The following is a 19,652-nucleotide window of genomic DNA, read 5'->3' as shown; positions in this document are numbered from 1 at the left end:
ATGGCGATGGTCGACGCCGGCGGCATCCGGCTGCACGTCCAGCGCATGGCCCCCGCCGGGGGCGGCACTCCCGGCGGCACGGTCGTGCTGGTGCACGGGCTGCTCACCGACAGCCTGGCCAGCTACTACTTCACCGTCGCCCCCGCCTTCGCCGCGGCCGGTCTGGACGTGGTCATGTACGACCTGCGCGGCCACGGCCGCAGCGAACGCCCGCCCCTGGGCTACACGTTGGAACACAACATCGACGACCTCACCGCGCTCCTCGACCGCCTCGGCGTCACCGGCCCGGTGCATCTGGTCGGCAACTCCTACGGCGGGACCATCGCGTTCGGCTACGCGGTGCGCCGTCCGGAGCGCGTCGCCACCCTCACCCTCGTGGAGTCCGAACCCGCGACCCCCGCGTGGGCGCGCAAACTCGGCGGCATCCTGCACCGCGTCGTGACCCAACTCGCCTGCAACGAGCGGGACGCCATCGCCTGGATCACCGCCCACCGGGGCCACAACACCGCCCGCCTCGCCAAGGGCGCGGCCCGGCTCGCCCGGGAGACCAGCCTCGGCCGGGACATCCCGGCCAGCCGGGTGCACACCGAGGCCGAGATCGCCGCCGTGCGCTGCCCGGTCCTCGGGATCTACGGCGGGGACTCCGACCTCGCGGACCTGGTGCCGCTGCACGAGGCCCGGCTGCCGGACTTCCGGTCGGTGGTGCTGCCGGGACACGAGCACTCGGTGCTGGTCGAGGCGCCCGGCGCGGTCGGCGGGCACGTCCTGGACCTGATCCGGGCCGGGGCGGGCGTGGTCCGGTGAGCGGCTTCCTCTTCGTCGTGCCGCCGTTGACCGGGCACATCAACCCGGCCGTCGGGGTGGCCGCCCACCTCGCCGCGCGCGGCCACCGGGTGGCCTGGACCTGCGCCGACCCGGGGCTGGTGCGGCGGCTCGCGGGCCCCGACGCCCCGGTGTTCGGCTGCGCGGGCCCGGTGCCGGGCGCCGACGGCGCCGTACGGCCCCCGGACCTGCGCGGTGCCGAAGCGCTGAAGTTCCTGTGGGAGTGGTACCTGCTGCCGCTCGCCGACGCGATGGCACCCGGAGTGCGGGCCGCCGTCGAGGAGTTCGGCCCGGACGTGGTCGTCGCCGACCAGCAGGCCTTCGCCGGCGCCCTGGTGGCCGAACGACTCGGCCTGCCCTGGGCTACCTCAGCGACCACCACGGCCGAATTCGGCGGTGCCTACGACGGGTTGCCCAAGGTCGCCGACTGGCTGCGGCAGCGGCTGGCCGAGCTGCGCGGCCGCGTCGGCGACCCCTCCGGCACCGCCGACCCGCGCTCCTCGCCCCACCTCCTGCTGGTCTTCAGCAGCCCCGAACTCGTCGGCCCCAGGGCCCCGTCGGCCCCGCACATCCATTACGTCGGCCCCTCCCTCGCGGGCCGGCCCGGACACCCCGGCTTCCCCTGGGAGTGGCTGGATCCGGGCCGGGCGAAGGTCCTGGTCACCCTGGGCACCGCCAACGCCGACGCCGGGGCCCGCTTCCTCGCCGTCTGCCACGACGCGCTGCGCGAACGCGCCGACCGGGTGCAGGCGGTGCTCGCCGACCCCGGCGGTGTGCTCCCCGCCGAGGAGGGCGACAAGGACGTGCTGATCCTGCCCTCCGTGCCCCAACTCGCCCTGCTGGAACGGCTGGACGCGGTGGTCTGCCACGCGGGCCACAACACCGTGTGCGAGGCGCTGTGGCACGGCGTCCCGCTCGTCGTCGCCCCCATCCGCGATGACCAGCCCGTGATCGCCGCGCAGGTCGTGGACGCGGGGGCCGGGCTCCGGGTGAAGTTCGGCCGGGTCGGCGCCGACCGGCTCGGCACGGCCCTCGACACCGTGCTGCACGACCCCGCCCACCGGGCCGCCGCCGCCCGCGTCCGCGCCGCCTTCCGCGCGGCCGGCGGCGCACCCGCGGCCGCCACCCACCTGGAACGACTGGCAAGGGAGAGCCGATGACCGAGCCCCGTGAGAAGAAGGCGAAGGCCGAGCGCGTCGCCGCCCTGCGCCCCGCCTACCGGGCCGACCTCGCCGCCGGTACCGAGCGCTTCCTCGCCCCCCGCCGCACCACCTGCCCCTGGTGCGGCTCCGGCCGGCTGGACCACCGGCTGCGCACCACCGACCTGCTCCAGCACAAGCCCGGCCGCTTCACCCTCGACCGCTGCGCCGACTGCGGCCACGTCTTCCAGAACCCCCGACTGACCGAAGCGGGCCTGGAGTTCTACTACCGGGACTTCTACGACGGCCTCGGCGAACAGCGGATGAGCGGTACCTTCGGCGGCCGCGGCGCCATGTACGAGGGCCGCGCCCGGTCGATCCTGCCGTACGACCCCGCCCCGAAGAGCTGGCTGGACGTCGGCACCGGGCACGGGCACTTCTGCGCGAGCGCCCGCACCGTGCTGCCCGGCACCTCCTTCGACGGGCTCGACTTCACCGACGGCGTCGAACTCGCCGCCCGGGAGGGGCGCGTCGAGCACGCCCACCGGGGCGCCTTCCCGGACCTCGCCCCCGAACTCGCCGCACGCTACGACGTGGTGAGCATGTTCCACTACCTGGAGCACAGCACCGACCCCGACCGCGAACTCCGCGCCGCCCACGAGGCCGTACGCCCCGGCGGCCACCTCCTTGTCGAGGTGCCCGACCCGGACAGCCGCTACGCCCGCCTCCTCGGCCGCTGGTGGCTGCCCTGGCTCCAGCCGCAGCACCTGCACCTCATGCCGGTCGGCAATCTGCGCCGCCGGCTCACCGAACACGGCTTCACGGTCCTCGCCGAACAGCACGCCGAACCGCACGACCCGGTCGATCTGCTCGCCGCCGTCTGGCTGGCCCTGGACCACACGGCACCGCGCGAGGACGCGCCCTGGCTGCCCGAGCCGCCCGGCGCCCCGCGCCGCGCCCTGCGCGCCGCCCTTCTGCTCGCCGGGGTCCCCGCCCTGCTCACGGCCACCCTCCTCGACCGGCTCGCGCTGCGCCCCCTCGCCCACCGCCTCCGCCTGGCCAACGCCTACCGCCTGGTGGCCCGCCGGGAATGAGGCACCCCCCGGAACGCGTCACAGCACCTTGGCCCGGATCAGCGCCGACAGCACCAGCGCGCCCGGCAGCAGCGGCAGCCAGTCCGTCACCACCCGGTGGCCGATCACGGTCGCCGTCGCGGGGGCGGGCTCCGCGCCGAAGGCGACCAGCGTCCACACCAGCGCCGCGTCCACCGCGATCCCGCCGGGCACCGGGGCGCCACCCATCGCCGTGCCGGCCGCCAGGAACGCCAGCGCCACCTCCGGCCAGGGCAGTTCGAGCCCGAGCGCGGCCCCGACACAGCCGAGCGAGCCCGCCTGCACCAGGGGCATCGCCACCGCCCCGCCCCACAGCGCCAGGGCCCGGCACGGCAGCGCGTGCACCACCCGGGCGTCGGCGAGCGCGGTGCGCACCAGTGCGGTCACCGGCCGCCGCAACGGCCGTACGGCGGTCAGCAGTACTCCCACCCCGGTGACCACGCCGCCCGCGACCGCCGCGGCCGGCACCAGCTCCGTCCCGTCCGGCAGCAGACCGCCCAGGCGCCGCCAGGCCGGCGAGACCGTGAGGAGGACCAGCAGGACGAGCGTCTTCGCGGCGGCTTTGACCAGCGAGTACAGGCCGATCGAGGCGGTCGCCCGGTCCAGCGGCACCCCGCGCGCCCGCAGGAAGCGCACCGTGACGGCGTGCGCGCCGAGCCCGCCGGGCAGCGCGTGGTTCGCGGCGCCCGCGGCGACCTGCGACGCCAGCAGCAGCCCCGCCGGCAGCCGGTCGGGCAGCGCGCCCTGCCGGACGCAGGAGGCCGCCACCCAGGTCAGACACGTACAGCCGAACCCGGCCAGCAGCCACCGGGGATCGGCCGCGACGAGCCGCCGCGCCCCCTCGTACAGCACGGGGCGGTCGGCGACGGCCCAGCAGCCCGCGAACAGCAGCGGGGCCAGACAGAGGGCCAGCCGCAGGGACCGGCCGGACGGCGACGGCGACGGGACCGGCCGGGACGGGGCCTCGGGCACGGGACTGCCGGGGGGTGGGGCGAGGGGGGACGGTGCGGACACGGGACGTCGTCCTTCCGCGGCGGGACCCTGGGAGGCGGTGCGGGCGAACCGGGGGGAGCCTTCCCCCGCCGAGTGACGCCGGGATGGCGGACAACCCAATGTCCAAAGGCGCGTCGGTGCCGCCGGGAAGGCGTACGCCGAGCGGCCGTTCGCCGCCGACCGGGTAGCCTTCTTTGGGGAGCGCTTTACCCGGTGCTCCCGGGCAAGGTCAGTGACAGGGGAGGACTCCGCGGTGCACGTCCAGGAATGGCTCGACTCGGTGCCGGCGGTCGCCGTCTACGCCGTGGTGGCCCTGGTGATCGGCGTCGAAAGCCTCGGCATTCCGCTGCCGGGCGAGATCGTCCTCGTCTCGGCGGCGCTCATGTCCTCCCAGCACTCCCACATCAACCCGCTGATCCTCGGCGCCTGCGCGACCGCGGGCGCGGTCATCGGCGACTCCATCGGCTACGCCATCGGCCGCAAGGGCGGGCGCCCGCTGCTGGCCTGGCTGGGCAGGAAGTTCCCCCGGCACTTCGGCGAGGCCCATGTGGCCACCGCCGAGCGCTCCTTCCAGAAGTGGGGCATGTGGGCCGTCTTCTTCGGTCGCTTCATCGCCCTCCTGCGCATCTTCGCCGGCCCCCTCGCCGGCGTGCTCCACATGCCCTACTGGAAGTTCCTGATCGCCAACGTCCTGGGCGGCGTCTGCTGGGCCGGCGGCACTACCGCCGCCGTCTACTACGTGGGCGTCGTCGCCGAGGGCTGGCTGAAGAAGTTCTCCTACGTGGGCCTGGCCGCCGCGGTCGTCCTGGGCCTGGCCACCATGCTGATCGTGAAGCGCAGGACGAAGAAGGCCCAGCAGGAGCTGTCCCGGCGAGAGGTGGAACCCGTCGGCGCGGGCGAGTGACCCGCCCCTCGGGGGCGGTTCCCCGTCCCGCGCGGGTGAGCGGCCCGCCCCCGAGGGGCGGGGAACCGCGCGAACGACGGCCCCCGCCCGCACCCGCGGAACGACCTACTCGTGCACCTCGCGATGCGCCTGGGCCAAATCGGCGTACAGCGTGCCGTTGAGGGTGACCCCCTCCTTCTCCTCCGCCGAGAGCTCACGCCGCACCTTCGCCGGCACCCCCGCCACCAGGGACCCCGGCGGCACCACCATCCCCTGCGGCACCAGCGCCTGGGCAGCCACCAACGACCCCGCCCCGATCACGGCCCCGTTGAGCACGGTCGCCCCCATCCCGATCAGGCAGTCGTCCTCGACCGTCGCCCCGTGCACCACCGCGTTGTGCCCGATGGACACCCGCTCCCCGATGCTCACCGGGAAATTGGGGTCCGCGTGCAGGGTCACGTTGTCCTGCACGTTCGCCCGCGCCCCCACGGTGATCGTCTCGACGTCACCGCGCACCACCGCGCCGTACCAGACACTCGCCCCCGCGTGCAGCGTCACGTCCCCGATCACCGAAGCCGTCGGGGCCACGAACGCCTCCGCGTCGACCCGCGGCTCCTTCCCGCCGATGCCCACGATCAGTGCCCGCTGCGTCATCACCGTCTCCTCGCGTCCGTCGGTACCCCGCACGGTACGACAGGGGGTGGGGCAAAGATCACAGCGGTCCGGACTCTCGCGGGAGGCAACCCGTGAGTAACGTGAGCCCGTGCCGAAGCGCAAGAACACGTTCTCATCATGGCGCCGTGGCCTCGCCCAGCGTGCCGTCCACCGGGCCTGGGCCTGGGTCCAGCGGACCGGCTCCGTCACGGCGGAGCACCCGGGACGCCTCCGCTTCGGCGCCATCGGCGAGGCCACCCGGCTCGCCTTCCCGCTCGGCACGGTCTTCGGCGAGCCCTGGATCCGGCTCGGCTCCCACTGCATCATCGCCGAACAGGTCACCCTGACCGCCGGTCTGATGCCCGACCTGGACCTCGGTCCCGACCCGATCCTGCGCATCGGTGACGGCGTGGTGCTCGGCCGCGGCAGCCACGTCATCGCGGACACCACGGTGACCATCGGCCGTGACTGCTACTTCGGCCCGTACGTCTACGTCACCTCGACCAACCACTCCTACGACGACCCGCACGAGCCCATCGGCCGGCAGTGGCCCCGGATGGAGCCCGTGGAGATCGGCCCCGGCTGCTGGATCGGTACCGGGGCGGTGATCCTGCCGGGCGCGCGGATCGGCCGGAACGTCGTGGTCGCGGCCGGTGCCGTGGTGCGCGGCACGGTGCCCGACCACGCCGTGGTGGCCGGCGCGCCCGCCAAGGTCGTACGGCGCTGGACCCCCGAGGACGGCTGGCAGCCGCCGCTGCGCACCCCGGCCCCGGTGCCGATCCCGGACGGGACGACCCCGGCACAACTGCGGGCCCTGGCCGACCTGGACGAGTCCGCGGTGGCCCGGCTCGCCGAACTGGAGACCGAGGGCTGAGGCCCGGGACGGAGACCGGGAGCGGAAACTCGCCCCCGATGCCCGATGCCCGATGCCCGATGCCCGATGCCCGATGCCCGATGCCCGATGTCGGGTGCGGGTGGCGGGTGGCCGGCGGCCCTCAGCCGGTCGCCAGCAGTACCGTGCCGAGCAGGGCGAGGCCCGCGCCCGCCGCTTGGACGGCGCGCAGCCGTTCGCTGAGGAAACCGCGGGCGGCCAGCGCGGTCACCACCGGATAGAGCGAGGCGAGGACGGCGGCCACGGTGACCGGGCCGTACTGGGCGGCGACGGCGTACGTGCCGTTCGCCGCCACATCGGCCAGGCCGACGAAGGCCAGCGCGGGCAGTGAGCGGTAGGGGAAGCCGTCCTGCGGCAGCGCGGTGCCACCGCGCCGCAGGGAGACGGCGAGCACGGCCCCGCCCACCGCGACATTGGTCAGCCGCTGCACGAACAGCGAGAGGTACAGGCCGGTGATCGTCGTGGACGCCTCGGCGATCAGGGCGAACACCGTGCCGAAGCCGAGCGCCGCGACCAGCGTCAGCAGGACCGTGCGCCGCTCCACCGGCGCGCCCCGCAGCTGGGGCCCACCCGCGAGCACGACCCCGCCGACCGCGACCGCGATGCCCGCGAGCTGGAGCAGCCCCGGGCGCTCGCCCAGGAACAGGCCCACGCCGACCGGCACCACGACGCTGAGGGTGGCGAGCGGCGAGACGACGCCCATCGGGCCGGACGCGAGGGCCTTGTAGAAGGCGAGCAGGGCGATCGGGCCGACCAGGCCGGCGGCGAACGCGAACCACAGCCGGGGCTCGGCCTCGCCCAGGGCGCCCGTGGCGACGACGATCGCGCCCAGCACGGCCGCCGCGATGGACTGCGAGACGACGACCACGGTCAGCGCGGGCGTACGGCGTGTCAGCAGTCCGCCGCCGAAGTCGGCCAGCCCCCACAACAGGCTGGTGGTCAGGGCGAAGAAGGCCGTCACGATGCCTCGCAGTACAGTTTCTTGAACGAACGGGTGCGCTCCACCGTAGTTCAGTAAGTTGAACTACGTCATCCACGTCAGTGAACCATCTCGGATATCGGACGGAACGTGTCGGACCTCGAATTGCTGACCCAGTCCCTGGCGCGCAACGTAAGGCACTGGCGCTCGGTGCGCGGTTTCACCCTGGACGTGCTCGCCGCCCGCGCCGGTGTCAGCCGGGGCATGCTGATCCAGATCGAGCAGGCCCGCACCAACCCGAGCATCGGCACCATCGTCAAGATCGGCGACGCGCTCGGCATCAGCGTCACCACCCTGCTCGACTACGAGCGCGGCCCCCGGGTCCGCATCGTCCCGGCCGAACGGGCGGTACGGCTGTGGCACACCGAGGCCGGCAGCTACAACCGGCTGCTCGCGGGCACGGAGGCCCCCGGCCCGCTGGAGATCTGGGACTGGGTGCTGATGCCCGGGGACGAGAGTCCGGGGGAGCCGCACCCGGCCGGCACCGTGGAACTGGTCCATGTCACGGCGGGCGAGCTGACCCTCGTCGTCGACGGCGAGGAGCACCGCGTCCCGACCGGCGCCAGCGCCACCTTCGAGGCGAACGTCCCGCACGTCTACGCCAACCGCGGTGACGTTCCGATGGAGATGATGATGGCCGTCTCCGTGCCGCCGCCCGTGCAGTGAGACGTCCAGGCGTGTGGCCCCCGCGCCTTGTCGGCGTGCGGCCACGCGCGCACCCGTCGGAGACTTCGAGACGACGCCGGCCCCGGACTGCCTGGACGAACTGACCGCCCCGGTGCGGGTGATCCTCGCCGAGAGCGAGCACGGCCCCGCATGACGACGGTGCCCCGCCGGCCGTGGAACGGCCGGCGGGGCACCGGGGGCGGAGCGGTGGCTCAGTGCGCGGGCGCGTCGGTGACGACGACCTCGTCGATGCTGCGCTCGATCGCCTCCGTCTTGGAGGCGGTGGCCTTCGCCCAGTAGTAGACGCCGAGCGAGAAGGCCGCGATGACCAGGATGTCCCAGTACAGCGGGATGTTGCCCTGGCTGCCGTCACCGAAGCCGCCCTGCCAGGAGATCAGGCCGATGCCCAGCAGGTAGGCGGGCAGCCACTGCGCGGCCTTGAAGTCCATCCGGGGCGCGTCCGGCTTGCCCTTGAGGTTGGCCCACACGGCGTAGGAGCCCATCAGCAGGTAGCCGAGCAGGATGGCGAAGGCCAGCCGCCACAGGGTGTTCCAGCCGCTCCAGTAGATGATCAGGTTGGCGACCACGAAGGACAGCGGCGAGATGACCTTGCCGGCGGGCAGCCGGTAGGGGCGCTCGAAGTGCGGCAGACGGTCGCTGAAGGCGCCGTAGGCCAGCGGGGCACCCGCGTACATCAGCACGCTCGCCGAGGTGATGAAGCCGACCAGCTCCTGCCAGCTCGGGAACGGCAGGAAGCAGAGGATGCCGGTGACGAAGGTCACGATGAGACCGATCCACGGCACACCGCGCTTGTCGGTCTTGGTGAGCGCCTTCGGGGCGTAGCCGTTCTTGGCCAGGCCGTAGGAGACGCGGGAGGTGGCGGTGGTGTAGATCAGGCCGGTGCCGCCGGGGGAGATGATCGCGTCGACGTAGAGCACCCAGCCCAGCCAGCCGAGGCCCACCAGGGTCGCGAGACCCGCCCAGGGGCCGCTGATGCCGGCGTACGCCAGCTTGGCCCAGCCGTGCGCGAAGGAGGCGTGCGGCAGCGCGGCGATGAAGACGATCTGGAGCAGGATGTAGATGCCGGCGCCGATGGCGACCGAGCCGAGGGTGGCGCGGGGCAGGTCGCGCTGCGGGTTGCGGCTCTCGCCGGCCAGCTGGATCGCCTGCTCGAAGCCCAGCAGCGCGAAGATGATGCCGCTGGAGCTGACGGCGCCCAGCACGCCCTTGGCGCCGAAGGGGGCGAAGCCCTCCGAGGTGAAGTTGCCGACGTGGAAGTTGCCCACCGCGATGATGAAGATGGCCGCGAGCGGGATGGCGATCTTCCACCAGGTGGCGGCGCTGTTGGTGTGCGCCAGGGCGCGCACGCCGAAGAAGTTGACGCCGACGAAGACGGCCATGAGGACGATTGCAGTAACGATTCCGCTGGTGGTCAGCGTCTGGTCGGCGTTCTGCAGGCCCTGGGCGAACTTCCAGTGACCGGCGTAGCCGATCATCGCCTCGACCTCGATGGGGGCCACCGTGGCGGCCTGGAGCCAGGAGAACCAGCCGAAGGACATGCCGGCCAGGCCGCCGAAGGCGTAGTGCGGGTAGCGCGCCGTGCCGCCGGCCACCGGGAACATGCCGCCCAGCTCGGCGTGCACCAGCGCCAGAAGGACGATGGCCACCGTGCCGATCACCCACGAGATGATCGCCGCGGGGCCGGCCACGACGACGGCCTTCTCGGCGCCGTAGAGCCAACCGGAGCCGATGATGGAGCCCACGGAGGCCCACATCAGGCCGATGAGTCCGACGTCGCGGCGCAGACCCCCGGTGTCGCTCGTGGCTACCGGTGCAGCCTGGTCGACTTTCGTCATGTCAAGTGGCCTCTCAGATCGTAAACGCAGCTTTAACGAAGAAGGAGGCCACAGGCTAGGAACGGTTTCCCTGTCGGCAAAAGAGTGCTTACCAAATCTTGACTCAGGATCTTGTCCTTCTTGGGGACAGGGTTTGCACAGCTCAGCCGCCACGCGCGAATGTCAATATTCACCCGCTTATTGTGATGAAGAAGTTCTGACACTAGGTCAAGCGAGGAATTTCGATCGCCGGGCATCGATTCATGACCATGTCAAGTCCGGCCTCGCGAGTGCGATTGCAAGCGGCCTCGTCGACGACGCCGAGCTGGAACCAGACCGCCTTCGCGCCCTTCGCCACCGCCTCGTCGGCCACCGCGCCCGCCGACGAACTGTTGACGAAGACGTCCACCACGTCGACGTCGAACGGGATCTCCGCGAGGGAGGCGTAGCCCGGCTCGCCGTGCACCGTCTCGGCCTTCGGGTGCACCGGAACGATCCGCTTGCCGAACCGCTGGAGCACCTGCGCCACGCGGTACGCGGGACGGGCGGAATTGCCGGACAGGCCGACCACCGCCCAGGTATCGCCCCGTTCGGTCAGAATCCTGCGAATCGCCGCCTCTTCGTCGTACACGTCCGCCTCCTGTGGGGTGTGTGCTGCTTTCCGATGCCCTCAACAGGCCCCCGAAAGCGCTGATTCCCGCCCCTTCACCCGCCACGGTGCCCGAAATCGGCGCGCGGTGCCTGCGCGCGGGCGTCCGCGCGCCTACGCTCGGGCCCGTGCTGCGCATCCTCGACGCCCGAACCGGTGAGCCCGTCGCCGCCGCGCCCGCCCGGCGCGGCCTGACCCGTATCGAGGCCCGCGCGGGCGGCCTCGACCTCACGTCCCTGCGGGTGCTCCTGACCGCCGATGTCCTCGCCCGCGCCCTGGAACTGACCGGCGCCCAGTCCTGGACGACCGCGCCCCGCCAGCCGGCCGAACTGCGCACCGCGGCGAACGCCCTCGCCGTGCGCCCCTTCGAGGAGGCTCACGGGCCGGGCGCGGGGGCGGCGCAGGTGGTGCGGGTGGTGGCAGGGCAGGACGGGGAGGACGGGGAGGCCGGGGGAGAGGGCCCGGTGATCGCGGTCGCCCCGGTCGTGTGGACGGGGCCGGGATCCGGCGAGCACTCGCCGGCCGCGTCCTCTCTCCTCGCCGACCCCACCGCCCTCCGTCTCGCCCTCCTGTCCATCCCCTACGGGCGGAGCGCGACGCTGGACGAGGGGACGATGACACAGGCCGCCGAGCGGCTCGCCGGGTGGCGGCGGGACGTGGCCCGGTGGGCGCGGCAGCCCTCGCGGCCCGTGCCGGAGGCGGTGCGGGCGAGGCTCGCCGAGGCGTGGGACGAGGATCTCGACGTGCCGGGGGTGCTGCGGGTGCTGGAAGCCGTCGCGGCCGATCCCGGCGTCGCCGACGGCGCCCGGTTCGAGACGTTCGCCTACGCCGACCGGCTGCTCGCCCTCGAACTCGCCCGGGACCTCGGGACCCTCGCGTGAGCAGGCGCGCGGGCACCGGTCCGCTGCGCCGCCTCGTGGTGCTCAGACACGCGAAGTCCGCCCGCCCCGAGGGCGTGCCCGACTCCCGCCGGCCCCTCGCACCTCGCGGCCTGCGCGACGCCCCGGCGGCCGGCCGCGCCCTCGCCGAGGCCGACCTGCTGCCCGACCTCGCCCTGTGCTCCACCGCCGTACGCGCCCGGCAGACCTGGCAGCTCGCCTCCGGCGAATGGGGCACCCCGCCCCCGGTGCGCTACGAACCCCGCTTGTACGGGGCCGACGTACCCACCCTGCTGGACGTCGTACGGGAGACACCGCCCGAGGTGGAGACCCTCCTCCTCGTCGGGCACAACCCGGGCCTGGAGGACCTGATCCTGGCACTGGCCGGGGACGGCCTGGACGACACCCTGGAGCGGCTGCGCACCAAGTTCCCCACCTCCGCCGTCGCCGTCCTCGCCTGGCACGGCACCGGCTGGCCCGCCCTCGCCCCGGGCGTCGCCCTGCTGACGTCGTTCACCGTGCCCAGGGGCGGGACCGGCACCTAGACGTGCTCTCCCGGGCCGGCGGATCACGCGCTCGGACGCTCCTGCGGCGGGCTTGGCACGAGGGCCGACCCGGCCGGTGCCGGCCGGGCGCGGCCTGTGTCGATCCGGGAGAGGGGGCGGGGAACCGGCGCCGTGTCCCGGGCGGGCGTGTGGGGCGAGGTTCGGCCGAGGTCGCGGACGAACTCCTCGGCTCGCGGCCATTCGCCGTACCCCGAGGCGGGGTTGAGGTGCCCGACCCGGCCCAGATTCTCGAGGCGGCTGCCCCACGCGGCGGCGAGTGCGGCTACGCGGTCGAAGTCGGCGAGGGGGTCGTTCGTGCTCGCCGCGACGATGCTCGGGAAGGGCAACGGTGTCCGCGGTGCGGGCTTCCAGCCGTTCTCGGCCAGCGTCTCGAGGGTGGGGTAGCCCTCCGGGAGCGGAGTCTCGAAGTCGGGCGGCGCGGCCAGCAGGGCACCCCCGACCGGACGCCGGTGGCGTCGCGCCCAGTGCACGGTGGTCATCACCCCGGCGCTGTGGGCGACCGGTACGACCGGCCCGGAGACGTCCGACAGCACCTGGTCCAGGGCGCTGACCTGGGCATCGCAGCTGAGTCGGTCGTTGGTCAGCGGTGGAACGGTACGGGCGTCGGCGATGTTGTCGGCGAGGATGGTCTGCCAGTGGCCCGGCACGTGGTCGCGCAGTCCGGGAACGATCACGACCGTCGGTGGTACGGAGCGGTTCATGGCTGCGGCTCCAGGTTCTTGAGCGGCACGTCCGGGAGCGGGCCCAGGCGACGCAGATCCTTTTCGTAGGAACGCCTGCCGACGGTGAACACGGCACCGGCCGCGAGCGCGGCGAGCGGGACCAGCCGCAGTGCTCCGAGCAGGCCGTGGCGGTCCGCGAGCATGCCCGTCACGGCGGGCCCGGGGGCGAGCCCGAGCAGGCTGTTGGCCAGGGTGAGCGTGGCCATGGCCGTCGCGGCGACGGACGCGGGCGTCAGGTTCGCCACCATGGCCGCCGCGGGTCCGGCCGTCGCATTGCACAGGAGGGCCCCAGCGCCGATCAGAACGAGTTGCGGCACGCCGGCCGGCAGCAGGAATCCGGTCATGAGGAACACGAGCGATCCGAGGCTGCACGTGATCGCGACGGTCCACTTTCGGGCCGCGCTCCTACGGCTGAGGCGATCGGAGACCACCCCGCCGACGATCATGCCGACACCGGTGATCAGTGCGAACGCCCCGGCAGCCACTCCCGCCCCGGCAGGGGCCATGGAGTAGTAGCGACTGAAGAAACTGGGTGTCCAGGCCATCAGGGCCATCGCGACGAACATCTGAAGTCCACTGCCGACGTAGGCGCAGACCACGGAGACCGAGGAGAACAGCCCCGGCAGCAGGCTCCGGACGGCCGTGCGACGATCCGGTGTTTTGCCCAGGGCCCCCGGGGACGGAGCGAGCCTCCTCTCCCTGACCACGAGGGCATAGATCGCGGCCAGCGCCAGCCCGAAGATCCCCATGATGCCGAAAGCCCAGCGCCAGCCCAGCTGCTGGGCCGCCACACCGCTGATCGACACGCCCAGCACCGATCCGAAGGCACCTCCTCCGATGAACGCCCCGGAGAGAGTGGCCCGCAGGGTGACCGGGAAGACGCTGAGGACCACCGCGATGCCGACGCTCCCGTAGGCCGCCTCACCGACACCGACCATGAACCGGCCCAGGAACATCTCGCCGTAGTCCGCGGACACCGCGCAGCCCAAGGTCGCCAGACTCCACACCACCGCGGCGATCACCAGACTTCTGACCCGGCCCCAGCGGTCCGCCAGGAGCGACAAGGGGAAGGTGAGCACACCCACCATCAGCGCCACGATGCCGCTGAGGGAACCCAGCTGGGCGTCGGACAACAGCCACTCCGCCTTCAGCAGCGGGAAAACGGCATTGAGGACCTGCCGTGACATGTAGTCGGACAGCAGAAGCCCGAAACTCAGCGCGAACACCAGCCAGGCGTACCCGCGGGGTACGGCCGGCTCGGCAGGAGACGTCTCCGGCACGTTCCCGCCGGTGGTGCGTAGTCCCATCGGCCTCACCTTTCTCGACTCCGGTGGGGGCTCAGAAGGTCCGGTCACCGACGATTCCGGCGCGTTCCATCTTGCGTACGGCGGGCCAGTAGTCCTGGACGGCGTAGTGCTGCGTGGAGCGGTTGTCCCAGATGGCCACGCTGTTCTTCTGCCAGCGCCAGCGCACCTGGTACTCGGGGACGGCTGCTTGACTGGTCAGGTAGTTGAGGAGGTTGGCGGCGCCGGGCGCGTGGTCCTGGCCGAATCGCACGTTCTCCGGCCTGTGGTGGTTGACGAAGTGAGTGGTGAAGGAGTTCACGAAGAGGATCTGCTCGCCGGTCTCGGGGTGGGTGCGCACCACGGGGTGCTCCGCGTCCTCGTACCGAGCCTTCAGCTGGTGCCGCTGCTCCATCGGCATGACGGCACCGAAGCTCGCCTCGATGCTGTGCCGTGCGCGCAGACCCGCGATCTGCGCCTTGATGTGCTCGGGCAGCCTGCGGTACGCCTCGACCATGTTGATCCAGATCGTGTCACCGCCCACCTCGGGCGTCTCCACGCAGCGCAGTACGGCGCCCATGGGCGGGCACTCGCGCCAGGTGCCGTCGCAGTGGAGCGCGTTCTCGTAGTGCTCGGGCTTGCTGTCGAGGTCCTTGTAGATGCGGACCAAGCCCGGGTGGTCCGGGTCGCTGCCGAGCACCGGGTGGTCCTCCAGCGAGCCGAAGCGTGAGGCGAAGGCGACGTGCTCGGCCCGGGTGATGTCCTGGTCCCGCAGGAAGAGGACCTTGTACTGCAACAGCAGCCGCTTGACCTCGGCGAACAGATCGGCGTCGCGTGCGGCGTCGCCGAGATTCACACCGGACAGTTCGGCACCGATGGTGCAGGTCAGCGGCTCGACATTGATCGAGGCACGGAGGACGTCCGGGCGCACCAGGGCAGGCGTGTCTTCCCTCGGATGGGCGGTCTGGGGCATGGTACTCACTCCTGGGTGGACGTGTGGTGCGGGTCACGGTGGGCTCAGAGGACGAAGACCGAGGATCCGGTGGTCCGTCCTGCCTCCAGATCGCGGTGTGCCTGCTCCGCGTCCTTGAGCGCGTAACGCTGATTGATCTCGATCCTGATGCGTCCGGACGCGACGTGCCCGAACAGCTCACCGGCCAGGGCGTCCCGTTCCGCCGGTTCGGCGATGTAGTCGGCGAGCGCGGGCCGGGTCACGAACAGCGAGCCGTGAACGGCTAGTTGCATGGCGTCGAGCGGCGGCACTCCGGACGCGGTGCCGAAGCACACCAGCAGGCCGCGGCGCTGCAGCGAGGCCATCGAGCCGGCGACGGTGTCCTTGCCCACGCTGTCGAAGACGACCGGGACACCCTTCCCGTCGGTCAGCTCGCGCACCCGCGCGGCGACGTCTTCGCGCCGGTAGTGAATGATGTGCTCGCAACCGTGGGCGCGGGCGATCCCGGCCTTCTCCTCGCTGGAGACCGTGCCGATCACGGTGATGCCGAGCAGCTTCGCCCATTGGGCGAGGATGAGGCCGACGCCGCCCGCGGCCGCGTGGAGCAGCACGGTGTCGCCGGACCTCAGCGGGTGGATCCGGCGCAGCAGATAGGCTGAGGTGAGGCCGCGCATGGTCATCGCCGCGGCGGCCTCGCAACCGATCTCCCCCGGCAGCCCGATCAGCGAATCGGCGGGCATGACCCGTTCCGTGCTGTAGGCACCCAGAGGGCTGCCGGTGTAGGTCACGCGGTCGCCCTCGACCACATGCGTGACGCCCTCGCCCACCGCCTCGATCACACCCGAGGCCTCGACCCCGAGCCCCGCGGGCAGCGCGGCCGGGTACAGGCCGGTGCGGAAATAGGTGTCGGCGAAGTTGAGCCCGACGGCGACGTGCCGGATCCGTACCTCGCCCGGCCCCGGGTGACCGACATCGACCTCTTCCCACCGCATGACGTCGGGGCCACCGGTCTCATGGAAGCGGATGGCGTGTGCCATGACGTGCTCCGTTCGCTCGTGTGCGTGTGCGTGTGCGTGTGCGTGTGCGTGTGCGTGTGCCTGTGCGTGTGTGGGGTGGCGGTCGCGGAACGGCCACGATCGCGCGGGGAGGGTGCTGTCCACGTCCCGCGACCGCCGATGGTGGGCCGCATCAGCCCTTGACGTCGCGCAGCATGAAGCCGCGCCTGCCGGGACGGCGGTTGGGTACCATGCCGAGCCGAGCCAGGGTCTCGTCGGCGTCCGCGTACCATTCGCCGATCTTGTAGATCTCCTTCGCCTCCTGCCCGGTGGCGACCTCACGGCCGAGCGTGTCTGCGATCCGGACCATCTGCTCGACCTGCTGCACCGAGGACATCCGCTCGCCCTTGAGCCGCCACAGGTTGTCCTCGTTGCCCACCCGGACATGCGCGCCCAGGGCGATGCCCATCGCGTTCATCGGCGCCACGGCGCGCATCGAGGCCTCGATGGTGAGCACGGCGCCGTCCGGGACACGACGGACGAACTCGATCAGGTCAGCCGGGTGCCGGCCGGCGAACCCGCCGCCGATGGCGACGTAGTTGAGCACCAGCGGGCCGCTGTAGACACCCTTGCGGATCAGCCGCTCCACGGTCTCCAACTGCGCCATGTTGGCGAGTTGGAAGTGCGGCTGGATGTCATGAGCGCGAAGTCGCTCCAGGTGCTCCAGGTAGAAGTCCGGTCCCGCCTCGACGACCATGTCCCGGTAGGCCTGGTGGTACGCCGGCTTGGCGAGGGACGTGCCCTCGACGTCCTCGTCGTCGAAGAGCTCGACGATGTTCATCTGGTTGGTGTTGATCGCGATCGTCACCTGGTCCGGCCGGGGAGAGATCTCGGCCAGCATGTGGCGGGTGTCGTAGCTGAGCCACTTGGCGTCGGCGCCCTCGTCCTCGGGGGCGAAGGAGATCGACCCGCCGATCTGCAGGACCATGTCCGGCACGGCTTCGCGCAGCCGGCCCATCAGCTCGTTGAACATGGACATGCGCTTGGAACCGTGACCGTCCAGTTCGCGCACATGGATGTGGAGAACGGCGGCTCCGGCGTTGTGGCAGTCGACCGCCGCCTGCACGTGCTCGTCCATGGTGAGCGGCAGGTCGTCGGCGTCACCGGGCAGCCACTCCGGCCCGTAGGGCGCGGCCTGGATGACCAGCTTCTCCTGGTTCTCCGGATACAGGGAGTCGTCGAAGAAATGCACGATCCATCTCCTTCGGGAAGGGGTCTTCACTCCGCGCGCGCATCGCTGCGGGCGGTGCGGATGGGGGCGGCGAGGGGCGGAGTGAGACTGCGGACGGGATTCCGGGGCACGAGGGCAGCCGGAGATGATCAACGGGTCCTGGGAGGGCTTCGGCCGGGAGCGGGGTCCCCGCTCTCGCGCTCATTCGGCCGGTGGTCTCCCTTTCGGTGAGGCAAAGCTAGGGCGGAGTCACGCCCGGCGCTTTACCTGAGGTGACACCCGACTTATCACTTGGGGACCCGCCCCTCGCCGTCCGGCGGCCCCGGTCCCGGACCCGCGTCGTACAGGCGTCAGCCGTTGGGGATGCGGCGACGGCGAGTGGCTGCTGACCGTCATTCCCCGGGGAAGGGCGGCTGCTCGGCCCTCCGAAGGCGCCACTGCCGGGGGCTGCAACCGAAACGCTCGCCGAACCAGCGGGAGAAGGCGCTCGGTGCGGAGAAACCGAGCAGTCCGGAGATCTCCGTCAGGGAGCGGCCCGGGTTGGCCACAAGCTGCTCCGCGATCTGGACGCGCGTCGCGCTGAGCAGGGAGGAGAACGTCTCGCCCGAGGCCGCCAGGCGCCGGTGGACGGTTCGCCGGTCGACTCCGAGGCTGTCCGCGATCTGTTCGATCGAACAGCGTCCGGTGGGCAGCAGGACTTCGATCAGGTCACGCACGCGGTCCAGTTCGGTCGCGCCCCTCGAGACGGCGATGGACTCGAAGTACTGCCGCGCGTACGTCCGCAACAGGGGGTCGGACATCGGATTGGGAGTGCTGAGATCGTCGGCGTAGAGGACGATCCCGTTGAACTCCCGGTCGAACTCCACGACGGGGCCGAAGACGCGTCGGTGGGTTCCGGTGTCCACCGGAGCGCTGTGGGTGAAGAACACGGACACCGGCTGCCACCGCGCACCGAGGAAAGTGCGGAAGAACTGGTGGAAGGCGCCCACAGCCAGCTCTATGGACTGACGGGCCGCCAGGACTTCCCCCGGCGCGAGGCCGAGCTTGAGGGTGGCCAGGCCGTTCGCCTCGGAGAGGCGGCTGCGGAGCATCTCGTTGTACATGTACTCGTGCCGGACGAGGAGATCGAGCGCGCTGCGTACGTCGGGCTCCTCGCGGATGACCAAGCTGATGGGGCCGAGGTTGGAGAAACGGCGGCGCTCGGCGAGGAGCAGGCCGAAGTCCTCGCGGCGCGAGGCCGCCGCCGAGAGTTCGAGCAGTTGGGTCACAGCCACGCCGGATATCCATCTGTCCTGGACTGCGAGACCGACGGGGTCCAGGCCCACGCGCTTCATCAGCGCCCGGGGGTCGGTGCCGAGAGACTTGCTGACCTCGACGTAGCTGTTCAGCGCGGCGTTGCGGACAAGGGGCTTCATGGGCGCACTCCAGGCTCTGTCCCCAATGGGTAAGTAAGACGTCACGCCAGGTCAAGCGGTGAGGGAGGTCGTGACCTAGCGTTGCAGCACTGTGACTGGGTTCGGCGCCTGGATCCTGGTGTCCCCGCCGACCGGACACCCGACGGAGGACACCATGGCAAATCGCGTGACCGTTGACCAGCCCCGACGGAGCGGTGGCGACCGGGCCCGGCCGGCGTGGTGAAGCGCGTCGCCGCCGGGTCTTCCGGCGTGAGATCGTCGTCGCGCGAGACCCGGCGCCGGCCGGGGGCGCAGAACCCGGGGCGGGGCGGCCGCGCGTTTCCGCATAGGCTGGCGGGATGCAGGACGAGTACCGCACAGTGGCCCGCGCGGGCGTGCACGAGACCGAGATCAACCGTTCCCGCTTCCTGTGCGCCCTCGCCCCGGCCGCGACCGAGCAGGAGGCGCAGGACTTCATCGCGGCCGTCCGCAAGGAGCACGCCGACGCCACCCACAACTGCTGGGCCTACGTCATCGGCGCCGACGCCCGCGTGCAGAAGGCCAGTGACGACGGCGAACCGGGCGGCACGGCCGGCGTCCCCATGCTCCAGATGCTGCTGCGCCGCGACATGCGGTACGTCGTCGCCGTCGTCACCCGCTACTACGGCGGCGTCAAGCTCGGCGCCGGCGGACTCATCCGGGCCTACGGCGGCGCCGTCGGAGAGGCTCTGGACGCCGTCGGCTCCCGCACCCGGCGCCGCTTCCGGCTGGCCACGGTCACCGTCGACCACCAGCGCGCGGGCAAGCTCCAGAACGATCTGCGCGCCACCGGCCGCGAGGTCCGCGACGTCGGCTACGGCGAGGCCGTCACCATCGAGATCGGCCTGCCGGACGCCGACGTGGACGCCTTCCGGGGGTGGCTCGCGGACGTGACGGCGGGCACGGCGACGTTCGAGCTGGGCGGCGAGGCGTACGGGGACGCCTGAGCGGACGCGGTGAGAACGAAG

The 19,652-nt window shown here is 72.1% G+C and carries 20 protein-coding genes; 9 read left to right on the top strand and 11 right to left on the bottom strand.

Features of this window, described 5'->3' with window-relative positions; translation table 11 throughout:
• From QSK45_RS19995 to QSK45_RS19985, 3 genes are read left to right on the top strand one after another with little or no spacing between them, the layout of a single operon-like run.
• The gene (locus QSK45_RS19995) at positions 1-804 is read left to right on the top strand and encodes an alpha/beta fold hydrolase (protein WP_285558743.1); all 804 of its coding nucleotides are present in this window, start codon (positions 1-3) and stop codon (positions 802-804) included.
• A complete protein-coding gene (locus tag QSK45_RS19990; RefSeq protein ID WP_285558741.1) occupies positions 801-1,982 on the top strand; it encodes a glycosyltransferase in 1,182 nt (393 codons plus the stop codon). The genes QSK45_RS19995 and QSK45_RS19990 overlap by 4 nt, the downstream gene beginning before the upstream one ends.
• On the top strand, positions 1,979-3,055 hold the full coding sequence (locus QSK45_RS19985; protein ID WP_285558739.1) for a class I SAM-dependent methyltransferase: 1,077 nt from the start codon (positions 1,979-1,981) through the stop codon (positions 3,053-3,055). The genes QSK45_RS19990 and QSK45_RS19985 overlap by 4 nt, the downstream gene beginning before the upstream one ends.
• Positions 3,056-3,073: 18 nt before the next feature.
• Here QSK45_RS19985 and QSK45_RS19980 read toward each other — a convergent pair whose 3' ends face one another.
• The gene (locus QSK45_RS19980) at positions 3,074-4,087 is read right to left on the bottom strand and encodes a lysylphosphatidylglycerol synthase transmembrane domain-containing protein (protein ID WP_285558737.1); all 1,014 of its coding nucleotides are present in this window, start codon (positions 4,085-4,087) and stop codon (positions 3,074-3,076) included.
• 232 nt (positions 4,088-4,319) lie between these two features.
• Here QSK45_RS19980 and QSK45_RS19975 point away from each other — a divergent pair, with 232 nt between their 5' ends.
• The gene (locus QSK45_RS19975) at positions 4,320-4,970 is read left to right on the top strand and encodes a DedA family protein (protein WP_285558736.1); all 651 of its coding nucleotides are present in this window, start codon (positions 4,320-4,322) and stop codon (positions 4,968-4,970) included.
• 105 nt (positions 4,971-5,075) lie between these two features.
• On the opposite strand, the gene QSK45_RS19970 is transcribed toward QSK45_RS19975, so the two are convergent.
• Positions 5,076-5,603 carry a gamma carbonic anhydrase family protein gene (locus QSK45_RS19970; protein WP_285558734.1) on the bottom strand — a complete coding sequence of 176 codons (528 nt, stop codon included), beginning with the start codon at positions 5,601-5,603 and terminating at the stop codon, positions 5,076-5,078.
• Between the two features lie 109 nt (positions 5,604-5,712).
• Between QSK45_RS19970 and QSK45_RS19965 the strand changes: the two genes are divergently transcribed.
• Positions 5,713-6,477, top strand: a complete 765-nt coding sequence (locus QSK45_RS19965; protein WP_285558733.1) for an acyltransferase — start codon at positions 5,713-5,715, stop codon at positions 6,475-6,477.
• A 121-nt stretch (positions 6,478-6,598) separates the two neighbouring features.
• On the opposite strand, the gene QSK45_RS19960 is transcribed toward QSK45_RS19965, so the two are convergent.
• Positions 6,599-7,456 carry an EamA family transporter gene (locus QSK45_RS19960; protein ID WP_285558731.1) on the bottom strand — a complete coding sequence of 286 codons (858 nt, stop codon included), beginning with the start codon at positions 7,454-7,456 and terminating at the stop codon, positions 6,599-6,601.
• A 108-nt stretch (positions 7,457-7,564) separates the two neighbouring features.
• Here QSK45_RS19960 and QSK45_RS19955 point away from each other — a divergent pair, with 108 nt between their 5' ends.
• Complete coding sequence (locus QSK45_RS19955) at positions 7,565-8,140, top strand: helix-turn-helix domain-containing protein (protein WP_285558729.1); 576 nt, start codon at positions 7,565-7,567, stop codon at positions 8,138-8,140.
• Positions 8,141-8,352: 212 nt separating this feature from the next.
• On the opposite strand, the gene QSK45_RS19950 is transcribed toward QSK45_RS19955, so the two are convergent.
• Positions 8,353-9,996, bottom strand: coding sequence for an APC family permease (locus QSK45_RS19950; protein ID WP_285558727.1), 1,644 nt, complete (start codon positions 9,994-9,996; stop codon positions 8,353-8,355).
• 202 nt (positions 9,997-10,198) lie between these two features.
• Positions 10,199-10,606, bottom strand: coding sequence for a CoA-binding protein (locus QSK45_RS19945; protein WP_285558725.1), 408 nt, complete (start codon positions 10,604-10,606; stop codon positions 10,199-10,201).
• Positions 10,607-10,752: 146 nt separating this feature from the next.
• Between QSK45_RS19945 and QSK45_RS19940 the strand changes: the two genes are divergently transcribed.
• Together QSK45_RS19940 and QSK45_RS19935 are read left to right on the top strand one after the other, a co-directional pair.
• A complete protein-coding gene (locus tag QSK45_RS19940; protein ID WP_285558723.1) occupies positions 10,753-11,505 on the top strand; it encodes a hypothetical protein in 753 nt (250 codons plus the stop codon).
• On the top strand, positions 11,502-12,047 hold the full coding sequence (locus QSK45_RS19935) for a SixA phosphatase family protein (protein ID WP_285558721.1): 546 nt from the start codon (positions 11,502-11,504) through the stop codon (positions 12,045-12,047). Before QSK45_RS19940 ends, QSK45_RS19935 begins: the two co-directional genes overlap by 4 nt.
• Positions 12,048-12,070: 23 nt before the next feature.
• Here QSK45_RS19935 and QSK45_RS19930 read toward each other — a convergent pair whose 3' ends face one another.
• The 6 genes from QSK45_RS19930 to QSK45_RS19905 all read right to left on the bottom strand — a co-directional run bounded on the left by QSK45_RS19930 (position 12,071) and on the right by QSK45_RS19905 (position 18,666).
• Positions 12,071-12,769: an RBBP9/YdeN family alpha/beta hydrolase gene (locus tag QSK45_RS19930; protein WP_285558720.1), complete on the bottom strand. Its 699-nt coding sequence runs from the start codon at positions 12,767-12,769 to the stop codon at positions 12,071-12,073.
• Entirely contained in the window at positions 12,766-14,097 is a 1,332-nt protein-coding gene (locus QSK45_RS19925; protein WP_285558718.1) for an MFS transporter, read from the bottom strand. The genes QSK45_RS19930 and QSK45_RS19925 overlap by 4 nt, the downstream gene beginning before the upstream one ends.
• 31 nt (positions 14,098-14,128) lie before the next feature.
• Positions 14,129-15,046 carry a TauD/TfdA dioxygenase family protein gene (locus QSK45_RS19920; RefSeq protein ID WP_285558716.1) on the bottom strand — a complete coding sequence of 306 codons (918 nt, stop codon included), beginning with the start codon at positions 15,044-15,046 and terminating at the stop codon, positions 14,129-14,131.
• Between the two features lie 44 nt (positions 15,047-15,090).
• Positions 15,091-16,062 (bottom strand): quinone oxidoreductase family protein, encoded by a 972-nt coding sequence (locus QSK45_RS19915; protein WP_285558714.1) that lies wholly within the window; start codon positions 16,060-16,062, stop codon positions 15,091-15,093.
• Between the two features lie 151 nt (positions 16,063-16,213).
• Positions 16,214-17,272, bottom strand: a complete 1,059-nt coding sequence (locus QSK45_RS19910) for a beta-keto acid cleavage family enzyme (RefSeq protein ID WP_285558712.1) — start codon at positions 17,270-17,272, stop codon at positions 16,214-16,216.
• A 371-nt stretch (positions 17,273-17,643) separates the two neighbouring features.
• Complete coding sequence (locus tag QSK45_RS19905) at positions 17,644-18,666, bottom strand: AraC family transcriptional regulator (protein WP_285558711.1); 1,023 nt, start codon at positions 18,664-18,666, stop codon at positions 17,644-17,646.
• A gap of 338 nt (positions 18,667-19,004) precedes the next feature.
• Here QSK45_RS19905 and QSK45_RS19900 point away from each other — a divergent pair, with 338 nt between their 5' ends.
• Positions 19,005-19,631 carry a YigZ family protein gene (locus QSK45_RS19900; RefSeq protein WP_285558709.1) on the top strand — a complete coding sequence of 209 codons (627 nt, stop codon included), beginning with the start codon at positions 19,005-19,007 and terminating at the stop codon, positions 19,629-19,631.
• The last annotated feature ends 21 nt before the right edge of the window (positions 19,632-19,652 follow it).

It is taken from the genome of Streptomyces hygroscopicus subsp. hygroscopicus (genome assembly GCF_030269125.1).
Classification (GTDB): domain Bacteria; phylum Actinomycetota; class Actinomycetes; order Streptomycetales; family Streptomycetaceae; genus Streptomyces; species Streptomyces hygroscopicus_C.
The sequence above is the reverse complement of the archived record's forward strand: the minus strand, read 5'-3'. Positions and strand labels throughout refer to the sequence as shown.

What these genes read in the sequence shown, in the direction of transcription:
- QSK45_RS19905 (WP_285558711.1), bottom strand. Translation starts at nt 18,666, where the DNA reads ATGAAGCCCCTTGTCCGCAACGCCGCGCTGAACAGCTACGTCGAGGTC.
- QSK45_RS19950 (WP_285558727.1), bottom strand. Translation starts at nt 9,996, where the DNA reads ATGACGAAAGTCGACCAGGCTGCACCGGTAGCCACGAGCGACACCGGG.
- QSK45_RS19900 (WP_285558709.1), top strand. Translation starts at nt 19,005, where the DNA reads ATGCAGGACGAGTACCGCACAGTGGCCCGCGCGGGCGTGCACGAGACC.
- QSK45_RS19995 (WP_285558743.1), top strand. Translation starts at nt 1, where the DNA reads ATGGCGATGGTCGACGCCGGCGGCATCCGGCTGCACGTCCAGCGCATG.
- QSK45_RS19920 (WP_285558716.1), bottom strand. Translation starts at nt 15,046, where the DNA reads ATGCCCCAGACCGCCCATCCGAGGGAAGACACGCCTGCCCTGGTGCGC.
- QSK45_RS19970 (WP_285558734.1), bottom strand. Translation starts at nt 5,603, where the DNA reads ATGACGCAGCGGGCACTGATCGTGGGCATCGGCGGGAAGGAGCCGCGG.
- QSK45_RS19985 (WP_285558739.1), top strand. Translation starts at nt 1,979, where the DNA reads ATGACCGAGCCCCGTGAGAAGAAGGCGAAGGCCGAGCGCGTCGCCGCC.
- QSK45_RS19930 (WP_285558720.1), bottom strand. Translation starts at nt 12,769, where the DNA reads ATGAACCGCTCCGTACCACCGACGGTCGTGATCGTTCCCGGACTGCGC.
- QSK45_RS19925 (WP_285558718.1), bottom strand. Translation starts at nt 14,097, where the DNA reads ATGGGACTACGCACCACCGGCGGGAACGTGCCGGAGACGTCTCCTGCC.
- QSK45_RS19915 (WP_285558714.1), bottom strand. Translation starts at nt 16,062, where the DNA reads ATGGCACACGCCATCCGCTTCCATGAGACCGGTGGCCCCGACGTCATG.